Annotated in this window: 23 protein-coding genes; 5 read left to right on the forward strand and 18 right to left on the reverse strand. The window is 64.1% G+C overall.

The genetic code is table 11. The features are described from left to right. Positions 1-299 precede the first annotated feature (299 nt). The 3 genes from ACREBX_RS04905 to ACREBX_RS04915 all read left to right on the forward strand — a co-directional run bounded on the left by ACREBX_RS04905 (position 300) and on the right by ACREBX_RS04915 (position 4,769). The gene (locus tag ACREBX_RS04905) at positions 300-638 is read left to right on the forward strand and encodes a P-II family nitrogen regulator (RefSeq protein ID WP_056367782.1); all 339 of its coding nucleotides are present in this window, start codon (positions 300-302) and stop codon (positions 636-638) included. A 17-nt stretch (positions 639-655) separates the two neighbouring features. Continuing rightward, on the forward strand, positions 656-2,026 hold the full coding sequence (locus ACREBX_RS04910; protein WP_431560637.1) for an ammonium transporter: 1,371 nt from the start codon (positions 656-658) through the stop codon (positions 2,024-2,026). 301 nt (positions 2,027-2,327) lie between these two features. Then, positions 2,328-4,769: a TonB-dependent receptor gene (locus ACREBX_RS04915; RefSeq protein ID WP_431560638.1), complete on the forward strand. Its 2,442-nt coding sequence runs from the start codon at positions 2,328-2,330 to the stop codon at positions 4,767-4,769. A 232-nt stretch (positions 4,770-5,001) separates the two neighbouring features. Here the strand turns inward: ACREBX_RS04915 and ACREBX_RS04920 are convergent, their stop codons facing one another. Beyond that, on the reverse strand, positions 5,002-5,481 hold the full coding sequence (locus ACREBX_RS04920) for a hypothetical protein (protein WP_431560639.1): 480 nt from the start codon (positions 5,479-5,481) through the stop codon (positions 5,002-5,004). After that, positions 5,478-5,852, reverse strand: coding sequence for a VOC family protein (locus ACREBX_RS04925; RefSeq protein ID WP_431560640.1), 375 nt, complete (start codon positions 5,850-5,852; stop codon positions 5,478-5,480). The genes ACREBX_RS04920 and ACREBX_RS04925 overlap by 4 nt, the downstream gene beginning before the upstream one ends. 95 nt (positions 5,853-5,947) lie before the next feature. Here ACREBX_RS04925 and ACREBX_RS04930 point away from each other — a divergent pair, with 95 nt between their 5' ends. After that, entirely contained in the window at positions 5,948-6,487 is a 540-nt protein-coding gene (locus ACREBX_RS04930; protein ID WP_431560641.1) for a winged helix-turn-helix transcriptional regulator, read from the forward strand. A gap of 93 nt (positions 6,488-6,580) precedes the next feature. Here ACREBX_RS04930 and ACREBX_RS04935 read toward each other — a convergent pair whose 3' ends face one another. From ACREBX_RS04935 to ACREBX_RS05010, 16 genes are all read right to left on the reverse strand, one after another. Further along, complete coding sequence (locus ACREBX_RS04935) at positions 6,581-8,167, reverse strand: GMC family oxidoreductase (protein ID WP_431560642.1); 1,587 nt, start codon at positions 8,165-8,167, stop codon at positions 6,581-6,583. A 181-nt stretch (positions 8,168-8,348) separates the two neighbouring features. Continuing rightward, entirely contained in the window at positions 8,349-9,263 is a 915-nt protein-coding gene (locus tag ACREBX_RS04940; RefSeq protein ID WP_431560643.1) for a sterol desaturase family protein, read from the reverse strand. Next, positions 9,256-9,663, reverse strand: coding sequence for a hypothetical protein (locus ACREBX_RS04945; protein ID WP_431560644.1), 408 nt, complete (start codon positions 9,661-9,663; stop codon positions 9,256-9,258). The genes ACREBX_RS04940 and ACREBX_RS04945 overlap by 8 nt, the downstream gene beginning before the upstream one ends. Further along, positions 9,660-10,094: a TIGR01244 family sulfur transferase gene (locus ACREBX_RS04950; RefSeq protein ID WP_431560645.1), complete on the reverse strand. Its 435-nt coding sequence runs from the start codon at positions 10,092-10,094 to the stop codon at positions 9,660-9,662. Before ACREBX_RS04950 ends, ACREBX_RS04945 begins: the two co-directional genes overlap by 4 nt. A gap of 54 nt (positions 10,095-10,148) precedes the next feature. After that, positions 10,149-10,967 (reverse strand): sterol desaturase family protein, encoded by an 819-nt coding sequence (locus ACREBX_RS04955; protein WP_431560646.1) that lies wholly within the window; start codon positions 10,965-10,967, stop codon positions 10,149-10,151. 75 nt (positions 10,968-11,042) lie between these two features. After that, positions 11,043-12,101: a helix-turn-helix domain-containing protein gene (locus tag ACREBX_RS04960; RefSeq protein ID WP_431560647.1), complete on the reverse strand. Its 1,059-nt coding sequence runs from the start codon at positions 12,099-12,101 to the stop codon at positions 11,043-11,045. Between the two features lie 74 nt (positions 12,102-12,175). Further along, positions 12,176-12,475, reverse strand: coding sequence for a UrcA family protein (locus ACREBX_RS04965; RefSeq protein WP_431560648.1), 300 nt, complete (start codon positions 12,473-12,475; stop codon positions 12,176-12,178). Positions 12,476-12,630: 155 nt separating this feature from the next. Next, complete coding sequence (gene recQ, locus ACREBX_RS04970) at positions 12,631-14,418, reverse strand: DNA helicase RecQ (protein ID WP_431560649.1); 1,788 nt, start codon at positions 14,416-14,418, stop codon at positions 12,631-12,633. 63 nt (positions 14,419-14,481) lie between these two features. After that, positions 14,482-16,119, reverse strand: a complete 1,638-nt coding sequence (gene ybaL / locus ACREBX_RS04975) for a YbaL family putative K(+) efflux transporter (protein WP_431560650.1) — start codon at positions 16,117-16,119, stop codon at positions 14,482-14,484. Positions 16,120-16,222: 103 nt separating this feature from the next. Continuing rightward, positions 16,223-17,356, reverse strand: a complete 1,134-nt coding sequence (locus ACREBX_RS04980; RefSeq protein WP_431560651.1) for a beta family protein — start codon at positions 17,354-17,356, stop codon at positions 16,223-16,225. Further along, positions 17,349-18,653, reverse strand: coding sequence for an ImmA/IrrE family metallo-endopeptidase (locus tag ACREBX_RS04985; protein ID WP_431560652.1), 1,305 nt, complete (start codon positions 18,651-18,653; stop codon positions 17,349-17,351). The genes ACREBX_RS04980 and ACREBX_RS04985 overlap by 8 nt, the downstream gene beginning before the upstream one ends. 36 nt (positions 18,654-18,689) lie before the next feature. Further along, positions 18,690-20,504 carry an ABCB family ABC transporter ATP-binding protein/permease gene (locus tag ACREBX_RS04990; RefSeq protein WP_431560653.1) on the reverse strand — a complete coding sequence of 605 codons (1,815 nt, stop codon included), beginning with the start codon at positions 20,502-20,504 and terminating at the stop codon, positions 18,690-18,692. A gap of 40 nt (positions 20,505-20,544) precedes the next feature. Next, a complete protein-coding gene (locus ACREBX_RS04995) occupies positions 20,545-20,694 on the reverse strand; it encodes a hypothetical protein (protein ID WP_431560654.1) in 150 nt (49 codons plus the stop codon). Positions 20,695-20,799: 105 nt separating this feature from the next. Beyond that, positions 20,800-21,378: an LptA/OstA family protein gene (locus ACREBX_RS05000; RefSeq protein ID WP_431560655.1), complete on the reverse strand. Its 579-nt coding sequence runs from the start codon at positions 21,376-21,378 to the stop codon at positions 20,800-20,802. Then, on the reverse strand, positions 21,375-22,013 hold the full coding sequence (gene lptC, locus ACREBX_RS05005) for an LPS export ABC transporter periplasmic protein LptC (protein ID WP_431560656.1): 639 nt from the start codon (positions 22,011-22,013) through the stop codon (positions 21,375-21,377). The genes ACREBX_RS05000 and lptC overlap by 4 nt, the downstream gene beginning before the upstream one ends. 29 nt (positions 22,014-22,042) lie before the next feature. Then, on the reverse strand, positions 22,043-22,660 hold the full coding sequence (locus ACREBX_RS05010) for a ribonuclease D (RefSeq protein ID WP_431560657.1): 618 nt from the start codon (positions 22,658-22,660) through the stop codon (positions 22,043-22,045). Positions 22,661-22,921: 261 nt separating this feature from the next. Between ACREBX_RS05010 and ACREBX_RS05015 the strand changes: the two genes are divergently transcribed. Then, positions 22,922-23,728 (forward strand): cold-shock protein, encoded by an 807-nt coding sequence (locus tag ACREBX_RS05015; RefSeq protein ID WP_431560658.1) that lies wholly within the window; start codon positions 22,922-22,924, stop codon positions 23,726-23,728. Positions 23,729-23,923 lie beyond the last annotated feature (195 nt).

Raw genomic sequence — 23,923 nt, forward strand, 5'->3', positions numbered from 1 at the left:
CCCCTCCCCTTCAGGGGAGGGGTTGGGGTGGGGGCTATCGACCTTGAGCAAGGCCGATGGCCCCCACCCGCTGCGACTAACGAACAAGTTCGTAAGTCTCGCTGCCCTCCGCTGAAGGAGAGGGAAAAGAATTAATGCCCAAAATTTAGGCAAACCCCTGCCTTATCTGCCCATCGAACGAACGATTGCATCGCGAAACCCGCTGCGCGCTGTCACAAAATGTTAACTTTCGCGCACCCCGCGCAATCTGGCACGCCCATTGCAGTGCAACATGGTGCCATTAGCAAAAAGGGGGCGTCATGAAGCTGATCTTGGCCATCATCAAACCATTCAAGCTCGACGAGGTGCGCGAGGCGCTCACCGGTCTGGGCATCGCCGGCATGACCGTGACCGAGGTCAAGGGCTTCGGGCGGCAAAAGGGGCAGACCGAAATCTACCGCGGCGCCGAATATGCCACCAACATGGTGCCGAAGGTGAAGATCGAGCTCGTCTGCGACGACGCGCTTGCACCACGGGTCGTCGAAACGCTGCAGCACACGGCCGGCACCGGTTCGATCGGCGACGGCAAGATTTTCGTTCTCGACGTCGGTCAGGCGGTGCGCATCCGCACCGGCGAGACCGGCGAGGCGGCACTGTAATGACGAAGGGGGAAAACATGACGTTCGCAAACAAATTTGCGGCGGGCGCCGGGGCCGTCGGCCTCTCGCTTTTCGCCGCTTTGCCCGCTTGGGCGCAGGATGTCGCCGCTGCACCGGCGGCGGAAGCCGCGCCCGCGGTCGCCAACCCGGGCAATAATGCCTGGATGATGACCGCCACCATCATGGTCTTGCTGATGATCCTGCCGGGCCTCGCGCTCTTCTATGGCGGCCTGACGCGCACCAAGAACATGCTTTCAACGATGACCCAGGTCGGCGCCGCCGCCTGTCTCGCGATGCTGATCTGGGTGATGTACGGCTATGGCCTCGCCTTCGGGCCCGAGGGCAATGCCTATATCAGTTGGGGCAAATGGTTCCTCGCCGGCGTCACCGCCGATTCGACCGCGGCAACCTTCACCGACGAAGTGATCAGCGAATATGTGTTCATCTCGTTCCAGATGACCTTCGCCGCCATCACCCTCGCGCTGGTCCTCGGATCGGTGGTCGAGCGGATGAAATTTTCGGCGGTGATGGTGTTCGGCGCGATCTGGCTGACCATCGTCTATTTCCCGATCGCGCATATGGTGTGGGCGGGCGGCGGCCTGTTCTTCGAAGGCGGCATGTTCGGCACCGACACGCCGGCCGCGCTCGACTTCGCTGGCGGCACCGTGGTCCACATCAACGCCGGCGTCTCGGCGCTGGTCGCGGCGCTGATCCTCGGCAAGCGCATCGGCTATCAGAAGGAAATCATGGCTCCGCACTCGCTGACCATGACGATGATCGGCACCGGCCTGCTGTGGGTGGGCTGGTTCGGCTTCAACGCCGGTTCGGCGCTCGAAGCCAATGGTTCGGCGGGTCTCGCGATGATCAACACTTTCGTCGCCACCGCCGCCGCCGCCCTCTTCTGGATGCTCGCCGAACGCGTCAGCGGTCACAAGCCCTCGGCCCTCGGTTTCTGCTCGGGTGTCATCGCGGGCCTCGTCGCCATCACCCCGGCGGCGGGCAACTCGGGCCCGTTCGGCGCGATCCTGCTCGGCGCGGTCGCTTCGGTCATCTGCTTCTTTGCGGTGACCAAGCTCAAGGCCAAGCTCGGCTATGACGATGCGCTCGACGCCTTCGGCATCCACGGCATCGGCGGCATGGTCGGCGCGATCGGCACCGCCTTCACGATGCTGGTCGCCATCGGCGGCCCGGCGGGCGACGATTATGCCCTTGGCGCCCAGCTCACGACGCAGGTCATGGCGGTCGTCACGACGATCATCTGGGCCAGCATCGGGACCGCGATCGCCATCTATGTCGCCAAAGCGCTCACCGGCCTGCGGGTCAGCGAAGAGGTCGAACGCGAAGGCCTCGACCTCGGCGAACATGGAGAGCGCGCCTATAATTATTGACGAGACAGGATACCCGCTGCCGCACGTCTCTCTCCTTTCAAACGGCGGCGGCGGGATCCTACCGAGGTTCCTCCTGCGAACCACTGGCCGGGGCTTGCCCCCGGCCATTTTTTTGGCCGGAACGGCCGTGGGTCTGGGGCCGGTCTCCCGATCTCCTCTTTTCGGGCGCTCGTGACTGTGGCCGGGATGCAACAACGTCCCTGATAAATTTTCGCCCACCCCGTTTCATGCAACCTTAACGCCGTCTGCGCACTCCTCTGTCGGACCAGTCAAAGAGCTGGCTTTCAGGAGGAGAATAAGGATGCTTGCACGCTCGACGATGCTCGGGGGCCTGTCGCTGTTCGCACTGGCGATCGCAACCCCCGCCACAGCACAGGACGCACCCGACAACAGCTACGACGGCAACGAGATTATCGTCACCGCAACCAAGCGCGACTCGAGCCTTCAGGACGTTCCCTTCTCGATCAACGCGCAGACCGAACGGGCGATCGAGCGCGCCAACGCCAGCACGGTCGAGGATCTTTCGCGCAATGTCGCGGGCCTGACGGTCCAGAACCTCGGGCCCGGCCAAAGCCAGGTGTCGGTGCGCGGCGTCTCGGCGGGTCAGATCGCGCGCGACCAGCCCGGCGTGAAGGAACAAGTCGGCGTCTATCTCGACGAATCGGTCGTTTCGCTGTCGCTGTTCACCCCCGACCTCGACCTGTTCGACCTCAACCGCGTCGAAACGCTGCGCGGGCCGCAGGGCACGCTGTTCGGTTCGGGATCGGTCGGCGGCACGCTCCGCTACATCACCAATCAGCCCAATCTCGACCGCATCGAGGGCAAGGTCGAAGGCAATGTAAACCTCGTCGACGGCGACGATTTCGGCGGCCATTTGAAGGGCGCGATCAACCTGCCCTTGAGCCCCAATCTCGCAATGCGCGCGGTCGGCTATTACACGCGCTACGCTGGCTTCATCAATGCGCTGCGCGAAGGTGGCGGGACAAGCGAGGACGTCAACAGCGGCGAACGCTATGGCGGGCGCTTCTCACTGCTCTGGCAACCCGCCGAGAACCTGTCGATCACCCCGCGCTTCGTCTATCAGAAGGTTAAGACCGACGGCTTCAACCGGCAGGAGGTCTATAACCTCTACGCCAACCAGTTCACGACGACGCGGCCGCAGGTAACTTTCGAGGAACGCCAGCAATATCTGCTGCTCGACGAGGCGTTCGAGGACGAGGTCAAGCTTTTCGACCTCACGATGAGCTATGACGGCGACGTCATCGGCGTGACCTCGGTGACGACCTATACCGACCGCGACATCCTCGTCAGCCGCGATGCGAGTTCGCTGACGGGCAGCGTGTCGTCCGACCTCGGCTTCGTCGACGCGGGCATATTGCTCCCGGCAAACCTTGTCGACACCACCGGCGTCAAGCAATTCACGCAGGAAATTCGTCTAAACTCGGCCGGAAACGGGCCATTCCAGTGGCTCGTCGGTGGCTATTACGCCAACGTCAAACGCGACTACACCCAGCGCCTACCGACGCCCGGCTATGACCAATTTGACGACGGCTTCCTCGCGGGCCTCTGTTCGCGGCCCGTCAACCCGGTGTGCCGCTCGCCCGGCGTGCCGCTCGAATCATCCGACCTCGCCAACGGCTTCGGGCCCGATTCACCGTACAACGCCGACATTCCTTATGATCTGTCGCAGATCGCGATCTTCGGCGAGATCAGCTACGATATTACCGAAGCCTTCACCGCGACGCTCGGCGGGCGATATTATGCCTTCGACGAAAGCCGCCGTTTCGTGTCGGGCGGCCTGTTCCCGAACGGTGACAATGCCCGCGACAAGACCTCGTCGACCGGCTTCTCGCCGCGCCTGCTGCTCAGTTACGATGTCGCCGACGGCATCACGCTCAACGCACAGGCGTCGAAGGGCTTCCGCCTCGGCGGGGTCAACGATCCGCTCAACCTGCCGCTGTGCGACAACGGCAACCCGGGCGGCCCCGACGCCGCGACCTTCGGGGGCCGACCCCGCTACGACGACGAGACGCTCTGGAATTACGAGGGCGGGGTCAAGGCGCAGTTCGGCGGCATCACCTTCAACGCCGCCGGCTTCTATACCAAGATCAACAATCTGCAGGTCACCGCCGATGCCGGCAGTTGCTCGTCGCGTATCGTGTTCAACGCCGACGCGCATACGATGGGGCTCGAATTCGAATTGTCGGCCAGCCCCTTCACCGGGCTCGATCTCGGCCTGTCGGGCAGTTATGTCGAGGCCGAATTCGATTCGACGCTGACTCGCCCGAACGGCACGGTGATCGAGGGCATCCGCAACGGCAACCGCCTGCCTTCGGTGCCGAAATTCCAGATGTCGGCGAACGCGACCTACAGCTTCCCGATCGATCCGTCGTCGGACACCAACGCCTTCGTCACCGCATCCTTCCAGCATGTCGGCAGCCGCTTCACCCAGCCGGGCGACCAGGAAAACAATCCGCGGACCTTCGTCCACGGCTTCACCTTCGGCGGTGCGCCGGTCGGCTCGGCGACGACGCTCGACCTCAAGCTGCCCGACTATCAGCTGGTCAACCTCGGCGCGGGAATCGAGTTTCCCGACGAGCTCGAAATCTCGGTCTATGTGAACAATCTGCTCGACGAGAATGCGCTGCTCGCCTTCGACCGTGAACGCGGCGGGCGCGCGCGCCTCGGCTTTGCGACGAACCAGCCGCGCACTTTCGGCGTGACGGTTCGCAAGGGCTTCTGAGGGGGAGAAATGGGCCGGGCGCACACGCGTTCCGGCCCATTTTTACACTCTGAAATGTTGCACAAAATTTGCGCAGCATTGCCGCAATTTTAGCCTTCCCAACATGACATTAATATGGCATTCATTGCGTCAACAGTTTCAGGAGGGGAGAGCCTGAAAGGCTGGGCCGGGACGCAAGTCCCGGCCCTCTTTTTTTGTGCGCAACACAGATGCCGACTAAAATCGTTAGTTTTCAGCGATTTGTGCGCGTGTAGCGCAGCATGGCGAAGGCGCGCCAGCTGCCGTCGTCCTGCAGAATCGAATCGCTGACGACGAGTTTTCCCTCCGCTTCAAGGACATAGGTCGACCGGCCGATCTCGACATCGGCGCTGCCCCAATGCGCCCACCATTTCGCCGCATTCACCCCGCCCGCGACCGCGCGCGTGCGGCCAGTGCTGTCGGTCCATTTTCCGCGCACGCGCCCCTTCGTATCGAACACATAACGGGCCTCGGCCGAATAGGCGACGCGCGGCGTTCCCGCGATGCTCAGACGATAGATGAGCGTCGTCGCCCCGCCCTCGCCCGGCGCGATGTCGAGCGTCGCGGTCGCGGGCTTGCCGAACGCCTCGCCCTCACCGGCCCAGCTCCCATGCCAGGCGGCGAGCGACGGCGCTTCCGCGGCGGGCGCAGCCGGCGCGACGAGCGCTATCGCCGCCCACCCGAGCGGTGTCATGCGGCGATCTCGGACTGCGAGAACATGAAGGCGTTGCCGTCGGGATCGTAGAAGGTGATGAGCTTCACCAGCCCCGGAATATGCTGAATATCGCCGTCCTGCCGCACACCCTCGGCATCGAGATGCGCCTTTGCCTCCTCGATGTCGGCGACCTCGAACACATTGGTCGCGCCGCCGCCCTGTACGACCGCCTCGACCTGGCTGAGCCCGATATTCACCCCCGCCATCGGCGTTTTGAGCTCGCACCAGCCGATCTCGTCGGCGCGGTAGAGCAGCGTGCAATGCATCACCCGCTCGTACCAGGCGATCGACGCGGTCATATCCTTGACCCCCATCGAACAGGTGAGCTCGGATCCGATCTGAAGCGCCATACATTCCTCCCTTTTTGCAAAGCGACCGGCGAAGACGAGAATCGCGCGTCCCATATCGCTTGCCCTTATAGTCTGGTTTGTATAGTTAGTTGCAAATGCGGTCAACCACCTCCGATCCGCTGCTTGTGCAGCTCGGTAGCCATCGCTGGCTCGTGCCGCTGCTCGCCGATCTTGCTGCGCACAACGGAGCGCGGTTCGTCGAGCTGATCCACCGGTTGATGCTGTCGCGCGACAGCTGTGCGCGCACGCTCGAGGCGGCCACGGCAATCGGCTGGGTGCAGCGCAACCCGGGCCACGGCCACCCGCTCCGCCCCGAATATATCCTGACCGAAACGGGCAAGGCGGCCGCCGCACGCGCCGCGACGATCAGCGAGGCGCAGACGGAAATCGGCCTGCCTCCCGGTGCCGCGACGCGTTGGGGACTTCCACTCGTCGCGGGGATCGGCGCGGGCCACGACCGCTTCAACGCGCTCTCGCGCCTGCTGATCCCCGCCACCCCGCGCGCGCTGTCGCAGGGGCTGACCGCGCTCGGCAAGCACGGGCTGGTGACGCGGGCTGTGCTGGACATGCGCCCGCCGGCCAGCCGTTATGATCTAACGAAAAACGGCCAGTTATTGGCCGCCGCCTGCATATAACATTGCGTCATTGCGAGCGTAGCGAAGCAATCCAGAGCGGCTTACGCACACTCTGGATTTCCGCGTCGCTTCGCTCCTCGCAATGACGCCTGTCTATTTTAAAGCCGCCTTGACGAAATCGGCCACCCTCTCGCCGATCATGATGCTCGGCGCGTTGGTGTTACCCGACACCAGCCGCGGCATGATGCTCGCATCGGCCACCCACAGCCCGTCGAGACCGTTCAGCTTGAGCATCGGGTCGACCACCGCATCGGCGTCATTCCCCATCCGGCATGTGCCGACAGGGTGATAGACGGTGTCGGCGCGGCTGCGGATCAGCGCGTCGAGCGCCGCATCGTCATCGAGATTCACCGGATGCCGGTCGACCCCGGCGTAATCCGATAGCGGTGGCGCCGCCGCGATCCGATGCATCGTCCGCACCCCGGCACGCAAGGTCGCCATGTCGCGCTCGTCGGTCAGAAAGCCCGGGTCGATCGCGGGTGCCGCGGCGGCATCGGATGCGGCAAGCCGTACCGTTCCCCGGCTCTCGGGCCGCAGCACGCAGGCGTGGCAGGAAAAGCCGTGCCCCTTCACCTTCGTCCGCCCATGATCCTCGAGCATCGCGGGCACGAAATGATATTGGATGTCGGGCGCGGGCAGATCGGGCCGCGATTTCCAGAAGCCGCCCGCCTCGGCAAAACAGGTCGTCATGATCCCGCTGCGTTTCGTCCGGTGCTCGAAGATCGCCTTCACCATCCGCAAGGTGCCGCCGAAGCTATCACCGAACGGCTCGGTCGAGCGCGTCTCCCAGCTCGACACATAGTCGATATGGTCCTGCAGATTGTCGCCGACCCCGCCACGGTCGAGGGTCACATCGATCCCCTTGTCCTTCAGATGCGCGCCCGGCCCGATCCCCGACAGCATCAGGATTTGCGGACTGTTGAAAGCGCCCGCCGACAGCACGACGCCGCCCCGCGCGCGGAGCGTCTCGCGTTTTGAACCCCGCCGGATCACCACCCCTGTTGCGCGCCCGTCCTCGACAACGATCTTCTCGACCAGCGCGCCGGTGCGCACCGCGAAATTGCCATGCTCGCGCAGCGGCTCGACATAGGCGCGCGCCGCCGACCAGCGCTCGCCGCCCTTCTGCGTCACCTGATACAGCCCGAAGCCTTCCTGTTGCGCCCCGTTGAAATCGGCGGTGCGCGGCAATTGCAGCGACGCCGCGCTCTCGATGAAGCGCCGGCTCGTCACATTGGGCCAGCGCTGGTCCATGACGTTGAGCGGCCCGGCGCTCCCGTGAAACTCGTCGCCGCCGCGCTCATTGCCCTCGCTGCGCTTGAAGAAAGGCAGCACGTCGGCATAGCTCCACCCCGTCGCGCCGAGCGACGCCCACTGGTCGTAATCGAAGGCGTGGCCGCGGATATAGACCATCGCGTTGATCGCGCTCGACCCGCCGAGCCCGCGTCCGCGCGGCTGATACCCGGTGCGGCCATTCAGTCCCGCCTGCGGCACCGTCTCATAGCGATAGTTCGACGATTTGGGGATGAAGGGCATGAAGCCCGGCGTCTTGACCCGAACCGTGTCATTGCGCCCGCCCGCCTCGACCAGACAGACGGTGCGCTTGCCATCCTCGGCCAGCCGCCCCGCCGCCGCGCTCCCGGCACTGCCCCCGCCGATGACGATGATGTCGAACTGATCCATGCTTGCGACTCTCCCTTACGCCGCCTGCTGGCGGTCGCCCGGGTGCTTACATGAATGTCATTAGGGGGCGAGGCAAGGGTTAGAATATCGTCATTGCGAGCGAAGCGAAGCAATCCAGAGCGGTTTACGCACGCTCTGGATTGCCGCGTCGCTTCGCTCCTCGCAATGACGGAGCTGGGAGCTATTCCGCCGCTTCTTCCGCCGGCCGCCCCGCCGCCCATCGTTCCTTGATCATCGCGCTGGTCGCCCGGCTGCCGTCGTGGCTCCAGCCGGGCTCGCGCCACATATAATCGAGCTTGTGCTTCCACGGCGCGGCCCACACATCCTTCGCGATCCCGACCCATTCATGCACCGCGGCCCAGAGGATGTTGAAGCTGCCGAGCTGCTTGACGATACCATAGCGCACCGGCTCGTCGTCGCGTTCGGCAACGAAGCTGCCGAACATCTTGTCCCAGATGATGAACACGCCCGCATAATTGGCGTCGAGATAGCGCGGGTTCACGCCATGATGGACGCGGTGGTGCGACGGGGTGTTCATCGCCGCCTCGAACCATCTGGGCAGCCGCTTGATCGCCTCGGTATGGATCCAGAACTGGTAGATCAGGTTCAGCCCCGCGCAGAAGAACACCATCGCGGGCGGAAAGCCGATCAGGAACAAGGGCAGGCGGAACAGGAAGGTCAGGCTGAAAAAGCCCGTCCATGTCTGCCGCAGCGCGGTCGACAGATTATAATGCTGCGAACTGTGGTGGATGACATGGCTCGCCCAGAACCAGCGGACGCGGTGCGCGCTGCGGTGAAAGGCGTAATAAGCGAGATCGTCGAGGAAGAAGCAGAGGATCCACGCCCACCACCAGCTTTTGAACGCGATCCCGATGTCGAACAGGCGGAACTGGTACACAAACACCGACGCGGCGATCACCGCGGCGCCGACGAAGGCCCCCGCAACCTGGCTGCCCGTGCCGAGCATCAGCGAGGTCAGCGTATCGCGCGCTTCGTATCGGCTCTTGTCGCGCCGCAGCGAAATGATCATTTCGGCGATCAGCAGCAGGATAAAGGCGGGAACGGCATAGGTGACCGGATCGGGCAGCTTATCCACGGCTGAACTCGCGCATCCGGCTGGCCCACATCCCCGCATCCTTCCCCAATTGCAGCGTCACCGCGCCGAATGTCTTCTCCGGCGTCGTCAGTGTCAGGAAATCCTTGTCGAGCCGCCCGATCACGCTGGCGTCGACCGGCCGCGCCGCAAAGAAATTGCCGTGCGCGCGCACCAGCATCATCCGCCCCTCGGCATTGCGCACGATCGCGGCGAAGCCCGCGCGGTCGCGCGCGACCTCGATCCCGCGAAACCCCGCCTCGGCCTCTTCGGCAAGGCGGATCGCGTGATCGGCGTCGGCGATGCGCGGATCGGAACCCAGCCCCATCTTCCCGACCAGCCAGGCGACAAAGAAAACCGCGAGCAGCGATCCGCCGAGCTGGATCAACTCGGCCTGATTCATTTTTCCCCCGCGAGCGCGTCCAGCATCGGCCGCAGCCCGCTGAGGTCATAACCCGCATTCGCGGCCGCCTCGACGATCCCGTCGACATCGTCGCCGGCGCGCGCGCGCGCCAGCGCCCACAGATGCGTCGAGCGCGTGCCCGAACGGCAATAAGCGAGGATCGGCCCCGTCGCATCTCCCAGCAATGTGTCGAGCGCGTCGATCTGTGCGTGGCTGAAACCCGAATGGCCGATCGGGATCGCCGCATAGGCGAGCCCCTCGGCCGCCGCGGCGTGCGCGATTTCGCCGCCCTGCGGGGCCTCGGGCTCCTCGCCATCGGGACGGTTGTTGATCAGCATCGCGAAACCCGCGGCTTTCGCCTCGGCCACATCCTCGATGCTGATCTGCGGGGCGACGCTATAGTCGGCGGACAGGGTTCGAAAATCGCTCATGCCGCCGATCTACTCCCGCCGCCCACTTGCTGACAAGCGTGAAAGCGGCTGGCGTCAGACGGTCGCAGCCCGCTCGTCCGCCGTCGCCTCGCGCACCGGCGGCCGCGACACGACGGCGTGGAACCGCTCGGCATAGTGCGGATGCTCGGTCCCCATCATCTTGTCCCACCAGGTGAAATAGAGGCCATAGTTGCGGTTGAAGCCCCCGCTGTGATGCAAATCATGATGCGTCGTCGTGTTGATCCAGCGCGTCAGCAGGGTCGACAGCCACCAGCGCGGGTGCAGTTCGAACCCGGCATGGCCCATCGCGTTGCGGATGATCTGGAAATTGATCCACAGGAACATCACCCACACCGGCGTCGCGACGAAGAACAGCCAGATCGGCACGAACAGGATCATCACGACCGCCTCTGGAATCGCAAAGCTGTACGCCGCCCACGGCGTCGGCGTCACCGACCGGTGATGCGCGCGGTGAAAGGTCTTGAACAGTTTCGGGTGATGCATCGCGCGGTGCACCCAATAGAAATAGGCATCGTGCGCGACGACGATCGCGGCGAGCAAGGTCAGGTCGCCGAGCACGCCATAGCTTCCCTGAAAGCGATGCAAAACGCCGCTGTCGACGCCCCAGACGATGAACAGCCCGACAAACAGATAAGCGCCCACGGTCTGCAGCGACTGGAGAAATTCGCGGCGTTTGTCGGCGTTGGTCGCCTCGCGCGCCTGAATCTTGCGCGCCGCAAGGCTCGACCGGCGCAGCCCCCAGACGACCGCGCTCGTCACGCTCGCGGCGACCAGATAGCGACCGAAGTCGAAGGCGAACATCGCGGGCCCTTTTTCGAGCAAGATGGCGAGGGGAGGAATGCTCTGGATCATGCAGTCGTCCTTCGAAAGTCGATGCCACGTTCAAGCCGTTTCCTGCCGCGCGTTCGCTGCGATGTCGAAAATCGGCTAGCCGATTCCGGAATCGGCGAGTTTGGCCGTCCGGTACTCGCTCGGTGTCCGTCCTTCGGCATCGCGAAACGCGCGGTTGAAGGGTCCGAGCGACCCGAAACCCGCATCGAGTGCGATCGTGAGGATCGGCACCTCGCGCTGTGCCGGGTCGGCAAGCGCCGCGCGTATCTCGTCGAGGCGGAAGCCGTTCAGGAAAGCGGTAAAGTTGCGATGCCCCATCTCGCCATTGATCGCGCGCCGCACGCGATACTCGGCCTCGCCCAGCCGTGCGGAAAGCGCCGTGATCGAAAACCCCTCGGCGCGATAGGCACGTTCGTCGGCCATCACCGCGTGCAGCCGCAGCGCGAGCGGCGACGGCGCGGAGGGCGCCGCCTTGGGCGCCGGCGCCGCGCCGGGCTCGGCGAACATCTCGGCCGAACGGAACCGATAGAGGCCGACCGACACGATGAAGGTCGCGGCAAAGATCGCCGCCAGCGTCACCGCGCGCCAAATCTCGTGGCCGCTCTCGCGGTTATGGAACATCTCGACAAAGGTCACGAGCAGGATGAACCCGCCGATCGCGCAGATCAGCCCCAGCCGGAACCCGCGCCGCGCCTCGACCAGATCGTTGGGCCGCCCGCGCCACGCAATCCACATCCCCGCCAGCGCGAACGCGAACATGCCGATGCGTACGAGCACCCAGATCGCCTGGCTGAACATGCCGAAGGCCGCGAGCAGCGCGAACTGGACCAGCGGCAGCACCGCGAAGCCCAGCACCGGCACCCAACTGCGCCAGCCGATCGACTGGCGGTCGTCGAACCACAGCCGCGCGAACAGCCAGAACAGCGCCGGAACCATCACCGACAGCACGTCGAAGATCTGGAAAGGAAAGCCCAGCGTCCCCTTGGGACCGAACAGCCCGGTCAGCAGATAGGCGATGATCGCGAAATTCATCGCGATTGCGACGCGCGCCGCGACCCCTCTGCGATGGTCGCGCCACAGGATCGCGATCCACAGCAGGAACAGCGCGATGGCGCCCCCGCGAATCATCGGATCGATTATGTCGAGTACCGCCATCGCCGCCTGCTACCGCAGGACCGGCGGCGGCGCCACTGGAGCGATCATCGCGTCCACCGACGCCACCGGACCGGTCAGCGCGCCGCCAGCTGCCGCAAGCGCCGGTCGTCGAGTTGCGCCAGCGCGTCGGCGCGTGCCGTTTCGCGGCACTGGCGCGCGGCGCGGCGCGCCTTGTGCCTCAGATGTTCGACATCGTTGCGGCAGAAACCGGCGACGGCGCGATCGATCCGCCGCTGTGCGGCTTCCATCCCGCGCGGTGTCCCAAGATCGATTCCCGCGAGGCCGATGCGCAGCGGCTGCGCGGGTTCGGCAGCCAGCGCGGCCGACGACAACGCCAAGGCGGCAAGCATCGACAATATGATCTCTTTTTTCATGGCTCATGCTCCTGTGTCGGTCGGCGCCATGGAGGGGAGAGCGCCGATGGACAGCGGATGCAGGAGATCGCGCGGCCGGTCGCTGCGGGTTCGAAATTCGGCTAGCCGGTTTCGGAATCGACCGGTCGCAGTCGCCCTTCGGGCGGTTCAGCGGCTCAAAATTGCCGGATCACATTCAGGAACGCGTCGCCCCACGCCTCGAGCTTCTTGCCCCCGACACCCGGGATGTCCGCCAGCGCGGACCGCGTCGCGGGCCGCTGGCTCGCCATCGTACGCAGCACCGCATCGTGGAAGATCACATAGGGCGGGACGCCGGCCTCGGCGGCGAGCTCGCGCCGCATCGCACGCAGCGCATCGAACAGCGGATCGCCGACCGGGTTCGCCGCTGCGCGATCGGCGCGGCTCGTCCGCCCACCCTCGCGCTGCGTCCGCTTCACCGGCGGTTCGGCCATCAGCACCGCGGTCTCGCCCTTCATCATCGCGCGCGCCGCGGGGCCGAGCATCAGCCCGCCATGCTCGGTCGTGTCGAGCGCCTCGCGCGCCATCAGGCTGCGCACCAGCGGCTTGATCAGCCGCGCCTCCTCGCCCGCGACGATCCCGAACACCGATAATTTGTCATGCCCGCGGCTCGCGATCCGCTCGTCGCTGCGCCCGCACAGCACCGCCTCGATATGCCCCGCGCCAAAGCTCTGCCCGGTGCGATAGACCGCCGAGAGAAGCTTCTGCGCAAGCACGGTCGCATCGACTTGGCGTCCGGGCTCGAGGCAATTGTCGCAATTGCCGCAGCGCTCGGGTGGGTTCTCTCCGAAATGCCGCAGCAACAGTGCGCGGCGGCACTCGACCGTCTCGACCAGCGCCGCAAGTGCATTGAGCCGCACCCGCTCGCCCGCCACCCGCGCCTCGGGCAGCTCCGAAAGCCGCATTCGCGCGCGTGCGAAATCGTCGGCACCCCACAGCATCATCGCCTCGGCGGGATCGCCGTCGCGCCCCGCGCGCCCCGTTTCCTGATAATAGCTTTCGATCGATTTCGGCAGGCCCGCGTGTGCGACGAAGCGCACATCGGGCTTGTCGATACCCATGCCGAAGGCGACCGTCGCGGTGACGATGCCGTCCTCCGACGCGACGAAATCATGCTGGACGCGCGCGCGCCGCTCGGGGTCGAGCCCGGCATGATAGGCCGCGACGCTGCGGCCCGTCGCCGCCGCGATCTGCTCGGCGAGCCGTTCGGTGCCGTTCCGCGTCGGGGCGTAGACGATCCCCGGCCCCGGATTGGCGGCGATGAAATCGACGAGCTGCTTGGCCGGGCTGATCCGCGGGCGGACCGCATAACGGATGTTCGGCCGGTCGAAGCCCGCAAGGATCAACCCATCGCCCGGAATCCCGAGCTGGACGAGAATATCCTCGCGCGTGTGCTTGTCGGCGGTCGCCGTCAGCGCGAGCCGCGGCACCTCGGGAAAGGCATCGAGCAGCGGCCGCAGCAGACGGTAGTCGGGGCGGAAATCATGCCCCCATTCCGAAACGCAATGCGCCTCGTCGATCGCGAACAGCGCCGGCGTCTGCGCCTCGAGCAAGGAGCGGAACCCCTCACCCGTCGCGCGCTCGGGCGCCACATAGAGCAGGTCCAGCTGGCCGTCGCGATACGCCTGCCGCGTCTCGGCCCAGTCGGCATCGACGCTGGTCAGCGAGGCCGCGCGAATCCCCGCCGCGCGCGCACCGCGCAGCTGGTCGTGCATCAACGCGATCAGCGGCGACACCACGACGACGCAGCCGTTCAGCGCGACCGCGGGCAGCTGATAGGTCAACGACTTGCCCGCCCCGGTCGGCATTACCGCGAGCGTGCGCTCGCCCGCCATCACACGGTCGACGACCTCGCTCTGACGACCACGGAAATGATCGAAACCGAAAGTGGATTTGAGCAGCGGGAGGAGAGCGTCGGCGGACATTGTGGGTGGGCGATAGGGCGGATGAGGAGGAGAGGGAAGCCCTGGACTCCTCCGATCCCATCATTATGCCAGCGTCAGCATCGCCCGCTCGGCCATCCGCGACGCGGTCACGCGCTCGGCCATCACGACATGATCGGCGCCGCGACGCACCAGATCGGCGACTTCCTCGTCCGAATGCGTGCGCGCAACGATCACCAGCTTGGGATTGATCGCCCGTGCCCGCCGCACGATCGCGCCCGCCTCGACGCCCTCGGGGATCGCGATGAGCAGGGTCGATGCCGTGTCGAGCCCCGCCTGGCGCAAAATGCTTTCCTTGGTCGCGTCGCCGACGATCACCGTCGCCCCCGCCTCGCGCGCTGATGCGGCCATATCCTTCTGGTCCTCGATCACCGTCAGCCCCTCGCCGCGCCCGCAGATCAGGCTGCCGATATGGCTGCCGACGCGGCCGTACCCGATCAGTACGACCCCGGCGTTGCATGGCGCGGGCGCATCCTCGCCCTCTGCCTCGACCGCTTCGGGCTCGTCGGTGCGCATGCGCTTTACCGCGAGCGAAAAGAGGATCGGGTTGAACAGGATCGACAGCAAAGACCCCGCGAGGATCAGGTCGCGCCCCGTCTCGGGCAGCACTTTCAGGCCCACGCCCAGCCCGGCAAGGATGAACGAAAATTCGCCGATCTGCGCCAGGCTGACCGATACCGTCAGCGCGGTCCCCGAATTATGGCCGAAGGCGCGGACAAGCGCATAGGCGGCGACCGACTTGCCGAGAACGATGATCGCGACCGTCGCCAGCACCGGCCCCGGCTGCTCGACCAGCACCTTGGGATCGAAGAGCATGCCGACGGACACGAAGAACAGCACCGCGAACGCATCGCGCAGCGGCAGCGTTTCTTCGGCCGCCCGCCGCGACAATTGCGTCTCGCCAAGGATCATGCCGGCAAAGAAAGCGCCGAGCGCAAAGCTCACATCGAAAATCACCGCCGCGCCGAATGCCACGCCCAGCGCGATCGCGAGCACCGCGAGACGGAACAGTTCGCGCGATCCCGAGTGCGCGACCCAGTGGAGCACCCACGGCAATACGCGTCGCGCGATCACGAACATGAAAGCGCCGAAACCGACCACCTTGAGCAACACGATCGCCGCCGATTGCAGCAGCCCCGCGCTACCGCCCTCATCGCCGCGCGACCCGAACATCGCGGGCAGCAGGACGAGCGCGAGCACCATCACCAGGTCCTCGACGATCAGCCAGCCGACCGCGATCCGACCCTTTTCGGTCTCGACCATGTCGCGTGCCTGAAGCGCGCGCAGCAGCACGACGGTCGAGGCGACCGACAGCGCCAGCCCGAACACCGCGCTGCCCTCGACCGACCAGCCGAGCCACAGCCCGAGCATCATGCCGAGTGCAGTCGCGACCGCGATCTGCGCGATCGCCCCCGGCACCGCGATCTTGCGCACCGACAGCAGGTCTTTGAGCGAAAAATGCAGGCCGACCCCGAACATCAGCAGGATCACGCCGATCTCGGCAAGCTGGAGCGCGAGCCCGGTGTCGGCGACAAAGCCCGGGGTGAACGGCCCGACCATCACCCCCGCGAGCAGATAGCCCGCGATCGGCGAAATCCTCAACCGGTGCGCCAGCGCGCCCATCAGGAACGCCACGCCCAGACCGGCGACGATGGTTCCGATCAGGCTGGTGTCATGCGGCATGATCCATGCCTAAAGGGCGGGAGCGCGCGGGGTCAAGTCACTCTACGGGATCGTCGCGAATGAATAAGATTAACCCATACCCTGACGCAAAACGCTGGCCTCGCTATAACAGTTCAAGCTGTGCTGTCACAGCTTCGGTCGGACCGACCGCAATAGGGATTCCTCGAATCTTAGCGATGTCACTGACCACCTGCGTAATGTGGTGGGTCGTATTCCACTGGCGCCAGTTGGTTGCAATACCTGAGCCTCCCATCCCGTTCGCCAGTCGGTGAATGCGTCGATCTGCCGACGAAAATCCTGACCCAGCGAAGTGACCGCTATCTACTATCTGCCTACAGACCTTCTGCATCCTCTCGAGATCACACCCTTTCTCTGGTGCGCGCTGGATCAACCAGTTGGAACTCGTTGTGTATCGAAGGTGACGGATCGCTTGTGCGCCGGACTTACCAAAAGACATTTTGGAGCAGTCGGCCGCATAGTCTCCAAAGATCATGTGCTCAGCAGTCGTCGGATCAAACTTCACAGCTTGGCGCCATGCCTCCCACTCATTCCGAGGCCAAGTTTCGCATGAATCATGGCCAGCGGGATTAGTTTCAGGGTAGTTGGTTCCTTGAAAGATCACCAATCCCCATTTGCCAAAATCTTGGAGATCTTCGAGCGCGCCTCCAATGATCGGCGCCACTTTCGACGGCTCCGAAAATTCGGCACCACCAAAATCAGCAATGACGGCGCAGTCTTCAGGGGCCAGTCCAATAAGCGATAGCGCTGAATCCAAAGCTTCCGAAAACTCTGGTCCCACCATTTCACCGGACGGGACACGAATCGCGAGTTTAACTGCCTGATCGGCAAGGGATCTGCGAATGGCCCCTGCTTCCAATGTGCCGATGTCGTCCAACAACACTGCGAGAATCGGCTGCGTGCCAGCCTCCAACGCCCGTTCAAACATGGCGGGAAGCCAACAGGCAGCAGAGCCTCGGCCATACTCATCAAAAATATAGGTCGGGTCGATTAAGGCCGGACGGTCAGACCAACTAACCGACAGGGTTCGCGAGATATCCGGAATCGCTTCCGATTCAAGCAGCACCAACTGCCGCTCGTCTCTCTCATTCCTCGGAGGCACAATAAACCTCGGTAGAACACAGTTCGCGACATCCTGGGAGAGCGAACTAACTCCGTCCAATTCACCCTGCTTCATCCGCAGCGCAGGTCCATAAAGTGGCTTGATCACTTCATTCATCGGTCACCTCGAGGAAATTGTCCAAAAACAGCTTCTTTACTTTTCCTTGACCTATTCTGTCGGAGAAGATCTTGTAGTTTTTTCGTTCCATCCGGATTCTGCCGTATATGATGGCAGGCGCGATGTTCAATTGCCTTGCTAGCCTCTCGACCGGCTCGTGATCTTTTGCGATCCTTGCAGGTGATCTGTTCCAGAGCGCATGAGGAATTAGGAGATTGATTGCAAAATCGTCGGCTTCCTCTTCCAGCTCGTCAAGATCGGGATTGTCTACATCGTCGAAAAATCCGGATGCAAGACCAGTTCGGTAGTGAAGAATTACATGCGCCACTTCGTGAAGAAGAGTGAACCAGAAGTTATCGATGGAGTTTCTAAGAAGAGTTATTCCTATAACAGGCGTTTCCTCCATAAGAAAAGCCGCACCATCGAGCTGCATACCTGACACATGCGGCTCTATAACCACAATAATTCCATGGTTCTCAAGCATTTCGATTGCGCGGACGGGACCATCATCAAGCACGCTTAATCTCACGAGATCCATCAGCCAAATGAGGTCCAGCGGACGGTACTTAACTTTTTGTCTTTGAAATATTTTTCTGGCACGACTTGTCACGTGCGCCTTCCAGGCAAGCAGCAACCAATCGCTCGAGTAGTCGCGCACATTGAGCCCCGTCCGAAGCAGGGACGGCGTTCCAAATTCTCCCACATGCTCCGCAACAGTTCGCTTTAGCTCTTTCAAAATTCCTTCATCGGACTGGCCGACCTTGTCGATCCAGCCATTGTCGCGAGCATGTTTAAGGACTTTCTGCGCTTCGCTGGAAGACATCTCATAGGAGGGAAGCCAAGATTCCGGGATCGCATCACCAATGTTTGCAGTCAGCCGCACTCCTAACGTTCGCGCCACGCGGATTAAGCTACTCAGGCTGATGCTACGATAGCGTTCTGCCTCGTAACGCTGCACCTGCTGCTCCGGGATAAAAAGCCTTCTCGCCAGTTCCTTTTGGGACCAGCCTCTCGTTACCCGAGCTACAATTAATTGAGCGCCCGGGTCATCGCCGACCTTCGCGCGCAATGCATCAAAGCTTCCCGTTTTGGCGGCTTGATAAGCCGCCAGAACCTCGATCAGTTCAAATCGTTCGCAGTCCAACGATTTGCGGACCGCCTCGACGACCTCAGTCGGCAGCCCCTCTACAAGTGACTTGAATATCTGCTCGGACGATAGCGCTTCTGAAATTTTCTCAATCTTCGAAGCAATTTCATGCGCTTGGCGGTCGTTACCTACAATTGATTCTGCGCCCATTCGCCATTTATAGCACATCAGATATGATGTGTCAATTCAAACCGTCCCCTCCTCCTTCTCCGCCTGCTGCCGCGCCCACATATCGGCGTACAACCCGCGCATCCGCAGCAACTGATCGTGCGTCCCCGTCTCGGCGATGCGCCCTTTATCCAGCACGACGATCCGGTCCGCCCCGGTCACCGTCGATAGCCGGTGCGCGATCACCAGCGTCGTCCGCCGCGCCGCGATGCGTTCGAGCGTGTCCTGGATCGCCGCCTCGGTACGGCTGTCGAGCGCGCTCGTCGCTTCGTCGAGGATCAGCACCGGCGGGTTCTTGAGCAGGGTGCGCGCGATGGCGACGCGCTGCTTCTCACCGCCCGACAGTTTCAGCCCGCGCTCGCCGACCTCGGTATCATAGCCCTGCGGCAATATGCCGATGAAGCCGTCGATCGCCGCGCCTTCGGCCGCCGCGGCGATTTCGCCCACGCTTGCGCCTTCGCGGCCATAGGCGATGTTGTATCCGATGCTGTCGTTGAACAGCACCGTGTCCTGCGGCACGATCCCGATCTCGGCGCGCAGGCTCTTTTGCGTGACCTTGGCAATATCCTGCTCGTCGATCAGCACGCGCCCACCCTGTGGGTCGTAGAAGCGGAACAGCAATCGCGCGATCGTCGACTTGCCCGCGCCCGACGGCCCGACGATCGCCAGCGTCTCGCCCGCGCCGACCGCGAAGCTGACGCCGTTCAGGATCGTGCGATCGGGCTCATAACCGAAGACGACATTCTCGAACGCCACCGCGCCGCCGTTCACGACGAGCGGCCACGCATCCGCCGAATCGCTGATCTCGGACGGGGTGTCGATCAGGCGGAACATCGCTTCCATGTCGATCAACCCCTGGCGGATCACCCGGTAAACCATGCCGAGCATGTCGAGCGGGCGGAAGAGCTGTGCGAGCAAGGTGTTCACCAGCACGACGTCGCCGACCTTATACTCGCCCTGCGCCCAGCCCCACACCGTGTACGCCATCGCCCCCGCGAGCGCGAAATTGGTGATCAGGCTCTGCCCCATGTTGAGCCAGGCAAGGCTGTTCTCACTTTTTACCGCAGCGCGCGCATATTGGTCGGCGACGTCGCGGTAGCGCGCTTCCTCGCGCGCCTCGGCGCCGAAATATTTGACTGTTTCGTAATTGAGCAAGCTGTCGACGCTGCGCCCGATGGTCAGCGTGTCGAGGTCGTTCATCCGCGTGCGCAGCGCGTTGCGCCAGTCGGTCACCTTGCGCGTGAAGATGATATAGACGACGACCATCAGCGCGGTGGCGCTGGCCAGCCCGAAGCTGAATTTGGTCCAGAAAATGATCAGCACCGCGATCAGCTCGATGATCGTCGGCGCGATGTTGAACAGCAGGAAATAGAGCATCGTGTCGATGCTTTTCGTGCCGCGCTCGATCACCTTGGTGACCTCGCCCGTCCTTCGTGCGAGGTGAAAGCGCAGGCTCAGCGCGTGGAGGTGGCTGAAGGTCGTAATCGCCAGCTCGCGCGTCGCATCCTGCCCGACACGTTCGAACACGACGTTGCGCAGATTATCGAACAGGACCCCGGCAAAGCGCGCGCCGGCGTAAGCGAGCACCAGCCCGATCGCGAGCGCGACGCCCTCCTCCATCCCCGGCGCCATCTTGTCGATCGCGGCGCCATAGAGGAAACCCATCGACAACTGCACGCCCTTCGACGCGAGCACGATGAGGCCCGCAAGGACAATGCGGACCTTGGCCTCGGTCTGCCCCGCCGGCCACAGATAGGGCAGGAAACGCCGCAGCGTCGCAAGGACGGGCGGCTCGCGCGAAGCGTCGGCGGAAGTGGAGGTGTCAGGCGGCATGCGCGCCCCATGTAGGGGCGATGCGCCGCGCGAACAACGCTTACCGCGACGCGCGATAGCCCGCGTGACGGATGATGCGGTCGATCAGCCGTCGTTCTTCGGATGTCGGGATCGGAACGACCGCCACAGGGGGTTCCTGGCGGCGGCCGAACAGCGGACGCCGGGGCGGGACGATGGGGGAAAAGCGCATGGGGGCTGCTTTCAGGCTATGCGGCGTCGCCCCCCGGCTCCGCTGATGATCTGGTCCCGCACCCTTGGTGAAGGCGCGTGGTTGCAGCCCGGTTAAAGGCGTTGGTTACTGCTTTCTTTCCGGTACGGTGAAGGTGCCGGTAACGCGCCCGCCCGTGCCGCCCTGCACCGGATTGCCGTCGGGGCCGCGCGCCGCGCCGCGCCCGTCGACCGTTGCGCGCCCGCTGTTGAGGTCGATGACAAGCCGCCCGCCGCGCAGGTTGTTGCCGCGCTGGCGGAGTTCGACATTGCCGACCATCGTGATCAACCGCCGGTCGAGGTCGTAAATGGCGACATTGCCCTTCGCCGTCTCGTCGCCCTTCACCACCGTCACGCCGCCGGTCGCGTCGAGCCGGTTGACGTCGGTGCCGCCGCTCCGCGTGTAAGCGACGGTCATCCGCGGCGCGGTGACGGTCAGCCCGGCCTGCGTGACGCGGACATTCCCTTCGAGAACGACGCGGTCGGCGCGGTCCTGCACCTCGATGCTGCCCGCGGCGAAATCGACCGGGGCGCCACTGTTGTGATTGGCGAGCGCCTGCGCCGCGGCTGTATCGCCGCCGCTACCCGACGACAGCAAGGCAAGGCTGGCGAGTGCAAAGCCGACGCCCGCAAGCGCCACACTCTTCATCGGCGATACGCGGTTCATTTGAGCACTCCCTGATTGATCCGCAGCCGCGCGTTGCCCTGCAGGCGAACGACCCGCCGGTCGAGATCGGCGGACAGCTGGTTGGCCGAAAACTGGCCGATGTTCAAACTTCCGTTGACGCCGCCCTGCCCGGCGAGGCTGCGCGTTTTGAGATCGACCGCGACATTGCTCGCGTCGATGCGATAGCCATTGGCGCTCTTGACCTGCACCAGCCCCGGCACCGCCACTTTTTCGGTGTCCATATTATAGGCGCTGTCCTTCGCGACGATCGTCGCCGGGCCGTCGTTCAGGCGAATCGCCCCCGACAGGTCGGTCATTCGCACGATCGGCTCGGCCGAGCTTTTCTGGACCGCGCTGCCCGCGAGCAGCGCGAACGGCTGCCCCTTCGCGTCCTGGCCGCGATATTCGGCGCGCGTCACCTTCATCCGCTCCTTGGCCATCTCGACCTTGTCCTTGGAGAGCAGGAAACTGATCTCGGCGCGCTGGGTGAAGGGCGAAAAGACCAGCACCGCCGCGACGACGCCGATGACGAGCGGCAGGCCGTAACGCAGGATGCGCACGACGCGGTCGTGGTTCGACCCGCTCGCCGCCCACATGCGGCGCATCGTGCGGTCAAGATCGGCGCGTTCGGACATCCATCAGCCCCTTTGGCGAATCGCGGTCATCACATGTGCGCGAAAATGTCGACCTCGGGCCAGCCGGCCAGGTCGAGCGCGGCGCGCGTCGGCAGAAAATCGAAGCAGGACTGCGCGAGGCCAGTGCGCCCTTCGCGCGCCAGCCGCACGTCGAGAATTTCCTTCATCGCGTGCAGGAAACGCACGTCGCTCGCGGCATATTCGCGCTGCGCGTCGGACAGCTCGGCGGCGCCCCAGTCGCTCGATTGCTGCTGTTTCGACACTTCCTGACCCAGCAATTCGCGCACCAGTTCCTTCAGCCCATGGCGGTCGGTATAGGTGCGGATCAGTTTCGAGGCGATCTTGGTGCAATAGACGGGCGCCGTCACGACGCCGAGCGCCTGCTGCAATGCCGCAATGTCAAAGCGCGCAAAATGGAACAGTTTCAACCGGTTGGGATCGGTCAATATCGCCTTCAGGACCGGCGCGTCATAGGCGCTGCCGGGTTTGAAGCGGACGAGATGCTCGTCGCCCGATCCGTCGCTGATCTGGACAAGGCACAGCCGGTCGCGCTGCGGGTTCAGGCCCATAGTCTCGGTATCGATCGCGACCGCGCCCGAACCCAGCACGCTCTCGGGCAGATCTTCTTCGTGGAAATAGACAGTCATGCAGCCCGCCTTAGGCCAAGCGGCCGTGCCGCTCAATGACTGGTTTTCGTGCGCATGGGCCGCCCGCCGCGGGGCTGCGGCAAAGCGTGCTTTATTCTGATTACTGGCCTGAATTTTCCGTTCGCAGATGGCGTTCATTTAGGCTATATATTACGCCGTTAGAGGCACGGGGCGAGTCTGTGCCCGTGGTGAACTGCGTCCCCGTCCGGCGCAAGACGCCGTCGAATGGGGTATGGACGAACCGAAAGCGACTATTAGACAATGAGTTTCAACAAGGATCGCCGCGGCCAGCGGGGGCGCGGCAAGCGCGATGATTTCGGCAATTTCGACAGCTTCGAACCTGCACCCTATGGCGGCGACAGCTACGGCGGCGGCAATCGCGGTGGCGGCTTCGGCGATCGCGGCGGCTTCGGCGGCGGTGATCGTGGCGGCTTCGGCGGTGGCGACCGCAGCGGTGGCGGCGGCTTCGGCGGCGGCGATCGTGGTGGCGGCGGCGGTTTCGGCGGCGGACGTGGCGGCGGCATGCCGGCGCAGGTCGTCGGCGAAGGCAATGGCACGGTGAAATTCTTCAACGCGGCCAAGGGTTTCGGCTTCGTCGCACGCGACGATGGCGGCGAAGACGTGTTCGTGCACATCAGCGCGGTCGAACAAGCGGGGCTTCAGGGTCTCGCTTCGGGCCAGCCGATGGCCTTCACCCTCGTCGAGCGCAACGGCAAGGTTTCGGCCATCGATCTGAAGATCGAAGGCGAACCGATGCCGATCGAAGACAGCGGCCCGCGCCGCGACGACCGCGGCGAACGCCCCGGCGGCGCAGCTCCGGGCGGCGCCCGCGGCCGTCGTCAACTGACCGGTGAACGCACCTCGGGCACCGTCAAATTCTTCAACACGACGAAGGGCTTCGGCTTTATCGCGCGCGACGACGGACAGGCCGATGCCTTTGTCCACATCAGCGCGGTGCAGCGCGCCGGCATGACGGGCCTCGACGAAGGCGACCGCGTCGCATTCGACATCGAAGTCGACGACCGCGGCAAGTTCGCGGCAGTGAACATCCAGCCGCATCAGGACTGATCGGTCGGACAGAAAAACGAAAAGGGCGGCTTTCGGGCCGCCCTTTTTGTTTGCGACGATAGCGCGAAGCGAACGGCTGCTAACGACCGGTTGCGGCCGTAAAGGTCCTCCCCGCTTGCGGGGAGGGGGACCGCCGAAGGTGGTGGAGGGGGTTGGCGGCCTGAAGCGACGTTGCGGGCGGGCGCCAGCCCCCTC

This window comes from Sphingopyxis sp., assembly GCF_050725655.1.
GTDB lineage: Bacteria > Pseudomonadota > Alphaproteobacteria > Sphingomonadales > Sphingomonadaceae > Sphingopyxis.

Bases quoted from the DNA above. Each gene is read 5' to 3' on its own strand.
- ACREBX_RS04905 (WP_056367782.1), top strand. From the start codon at position 300: ATGAAGCTGATCTTGGCCATCATCAAACCATTCAAGCTCGACGAGGTG.
- ACREBX_RS04910 (WP_431560637.1), top strand. From the start codon at position 656: ATGACGTTCGCAAACAAATTTGCGGCGGGCGCCGGGGCCGTCGGCCTC.
- ACREBX_RS04915 (WP_431560638.1), top strand. From the start codon at position 2,328: ATGCTTGCACGCTCGACGATGCTCGGGGGCCTGTCGCTGTTCGCACTG.
- ACREBX_RS04920 (WP_431560639.1), bottom strand. From the start codon at position 5,481: ATGACACCGCTCGGGTGGGCGGCGATAGCGCTCGTCGCGCCGGCTGCG.
- ACREBX_RS04925 (WP_431560640.1), bottom strand. From the start codon at position 5,852: ATGGCGCTTCAGATCGGATCCGAGCTCACCTGTTCGATGGGGGTCAAG.
- ACREBX_RS04930 (WP_431560641.1), top strand. From the start codon at position 5,948: ATGCGGTCAACCACCTCCGATCCGCTGCTTGTGCAGCTCGGTAGCCAT.
- ACREBX_RS04935 (WP_431560642.1), bottom strand. From the start codon at position 8,167: ATGGATCAGTTCGACATCATCGTCATCGGCGGGGGCAGTGCCGGGAGC.
- ACREBX_RS04945 (WP_431560644.1), bottom strand. From the start codon at position 9,663: ATGAATCAGGCCGAGTTGATCCAGCTCGGCGGATCGCTGCTCGCGGTT.
- ACREBX_RS04950 (WP_431560645.1), bottom strand. From the start codon at position 10,094: ATGAGCGATTTTCGAACCCTGTCCGCCGACTATAGCGTCGCCCCGCAG.
- ACREBX_RS04955 (WP_431560646.1), bottom strand. From the start codon at position 10,967: ATGATCCAGAGCATTCCTCCCCTCGCCATCTTGCTCGAAAAAGGGCCC.
- ACREBX_RS04960 (WP_431560647.1), bottom strand. From the start codon at position 12,101: ATGGCGGTACTCGACATAATCGATCCGATGATTCGCGGGGGCGCCATC.
- ACREBX_RS04965 (WP_431560648.1), bottom strand. From the start codon at position 12,475: ATGAAAAAAGAGATCATATTGTCGATGCTTGCCGCCTTGGCGTTGTCG.
- recQ (WP_431560649.1), bottom strand. From the start codon at position 14,418: ATGTCCGCCGACGCTCTCCTCCCGCTGCTCAAATCCACTTTCGGTTTC.
- ybaL (WP_431560650.1), bottom strand. From the start codon at position 16,119: ATGCCGCATGACACCAGCCTGATCGGAACCATCGTCGCCGGTCTGGGC.
- ACREBX_RS04980 (WP_431560651.1), bottom strand. From the start codon at position 17,356: ATGAATGAAGTGATCAAGCCACTTTATGGACCTGCGCTGCGGATGAAG.
- ACREBX_RS04985 (WP_431560652.1), bottom strand. From the start codon at position 18,653: ATGGGCGCAGAATCAATTGTAGGTAACGACCGCCAAGCGCATGAAATT.
- ACREBX_RS04990 (WP_431560653.1), bottom strand. From the start codon at position 20,504: ATGCCGCCTGACACCTCCACTTCCGCCGACGCTTCGCGCGAGCCGCCC.
- ACREBX_RS04995 (WP_431560654.1), bottom strand. From the start codon at position 20,694: ATGCGCTTTTCCCCCATCGTCCCGCCCCGGCGTCCGCTGTTCGGCCGC.
- ACREBX_RS05000 (WP_431560655.1), bottom strand. From the start codon at position 21,378: ATGAACCGCGTATCGCCGATGAAGAGTGTGGCGCTTGCGGGCGTCGGC.
- lptC (WP_431560656.1), bottom strand. From the start codon at position 22,013: ATGTCCGAACGCGCCGATCTTGACCGCACGATGCGCCGCATGTGGGCG.
- ACREBX_RS05010 (WP_431560657.1), bottom strand. From the start codon at position 22,660: ATGACTGTCTATTTCCACGAAGAAGATCTGCCCGAGAGCGTGCTGGGT.
- ACREBX_RS05015 (WP_431560658.1), top strand. From the start codon at position 22,922: ATGAGTTTCAACAAGGATCGCCGCGGCCAGCGGGGGCGCGGCAAGCGC.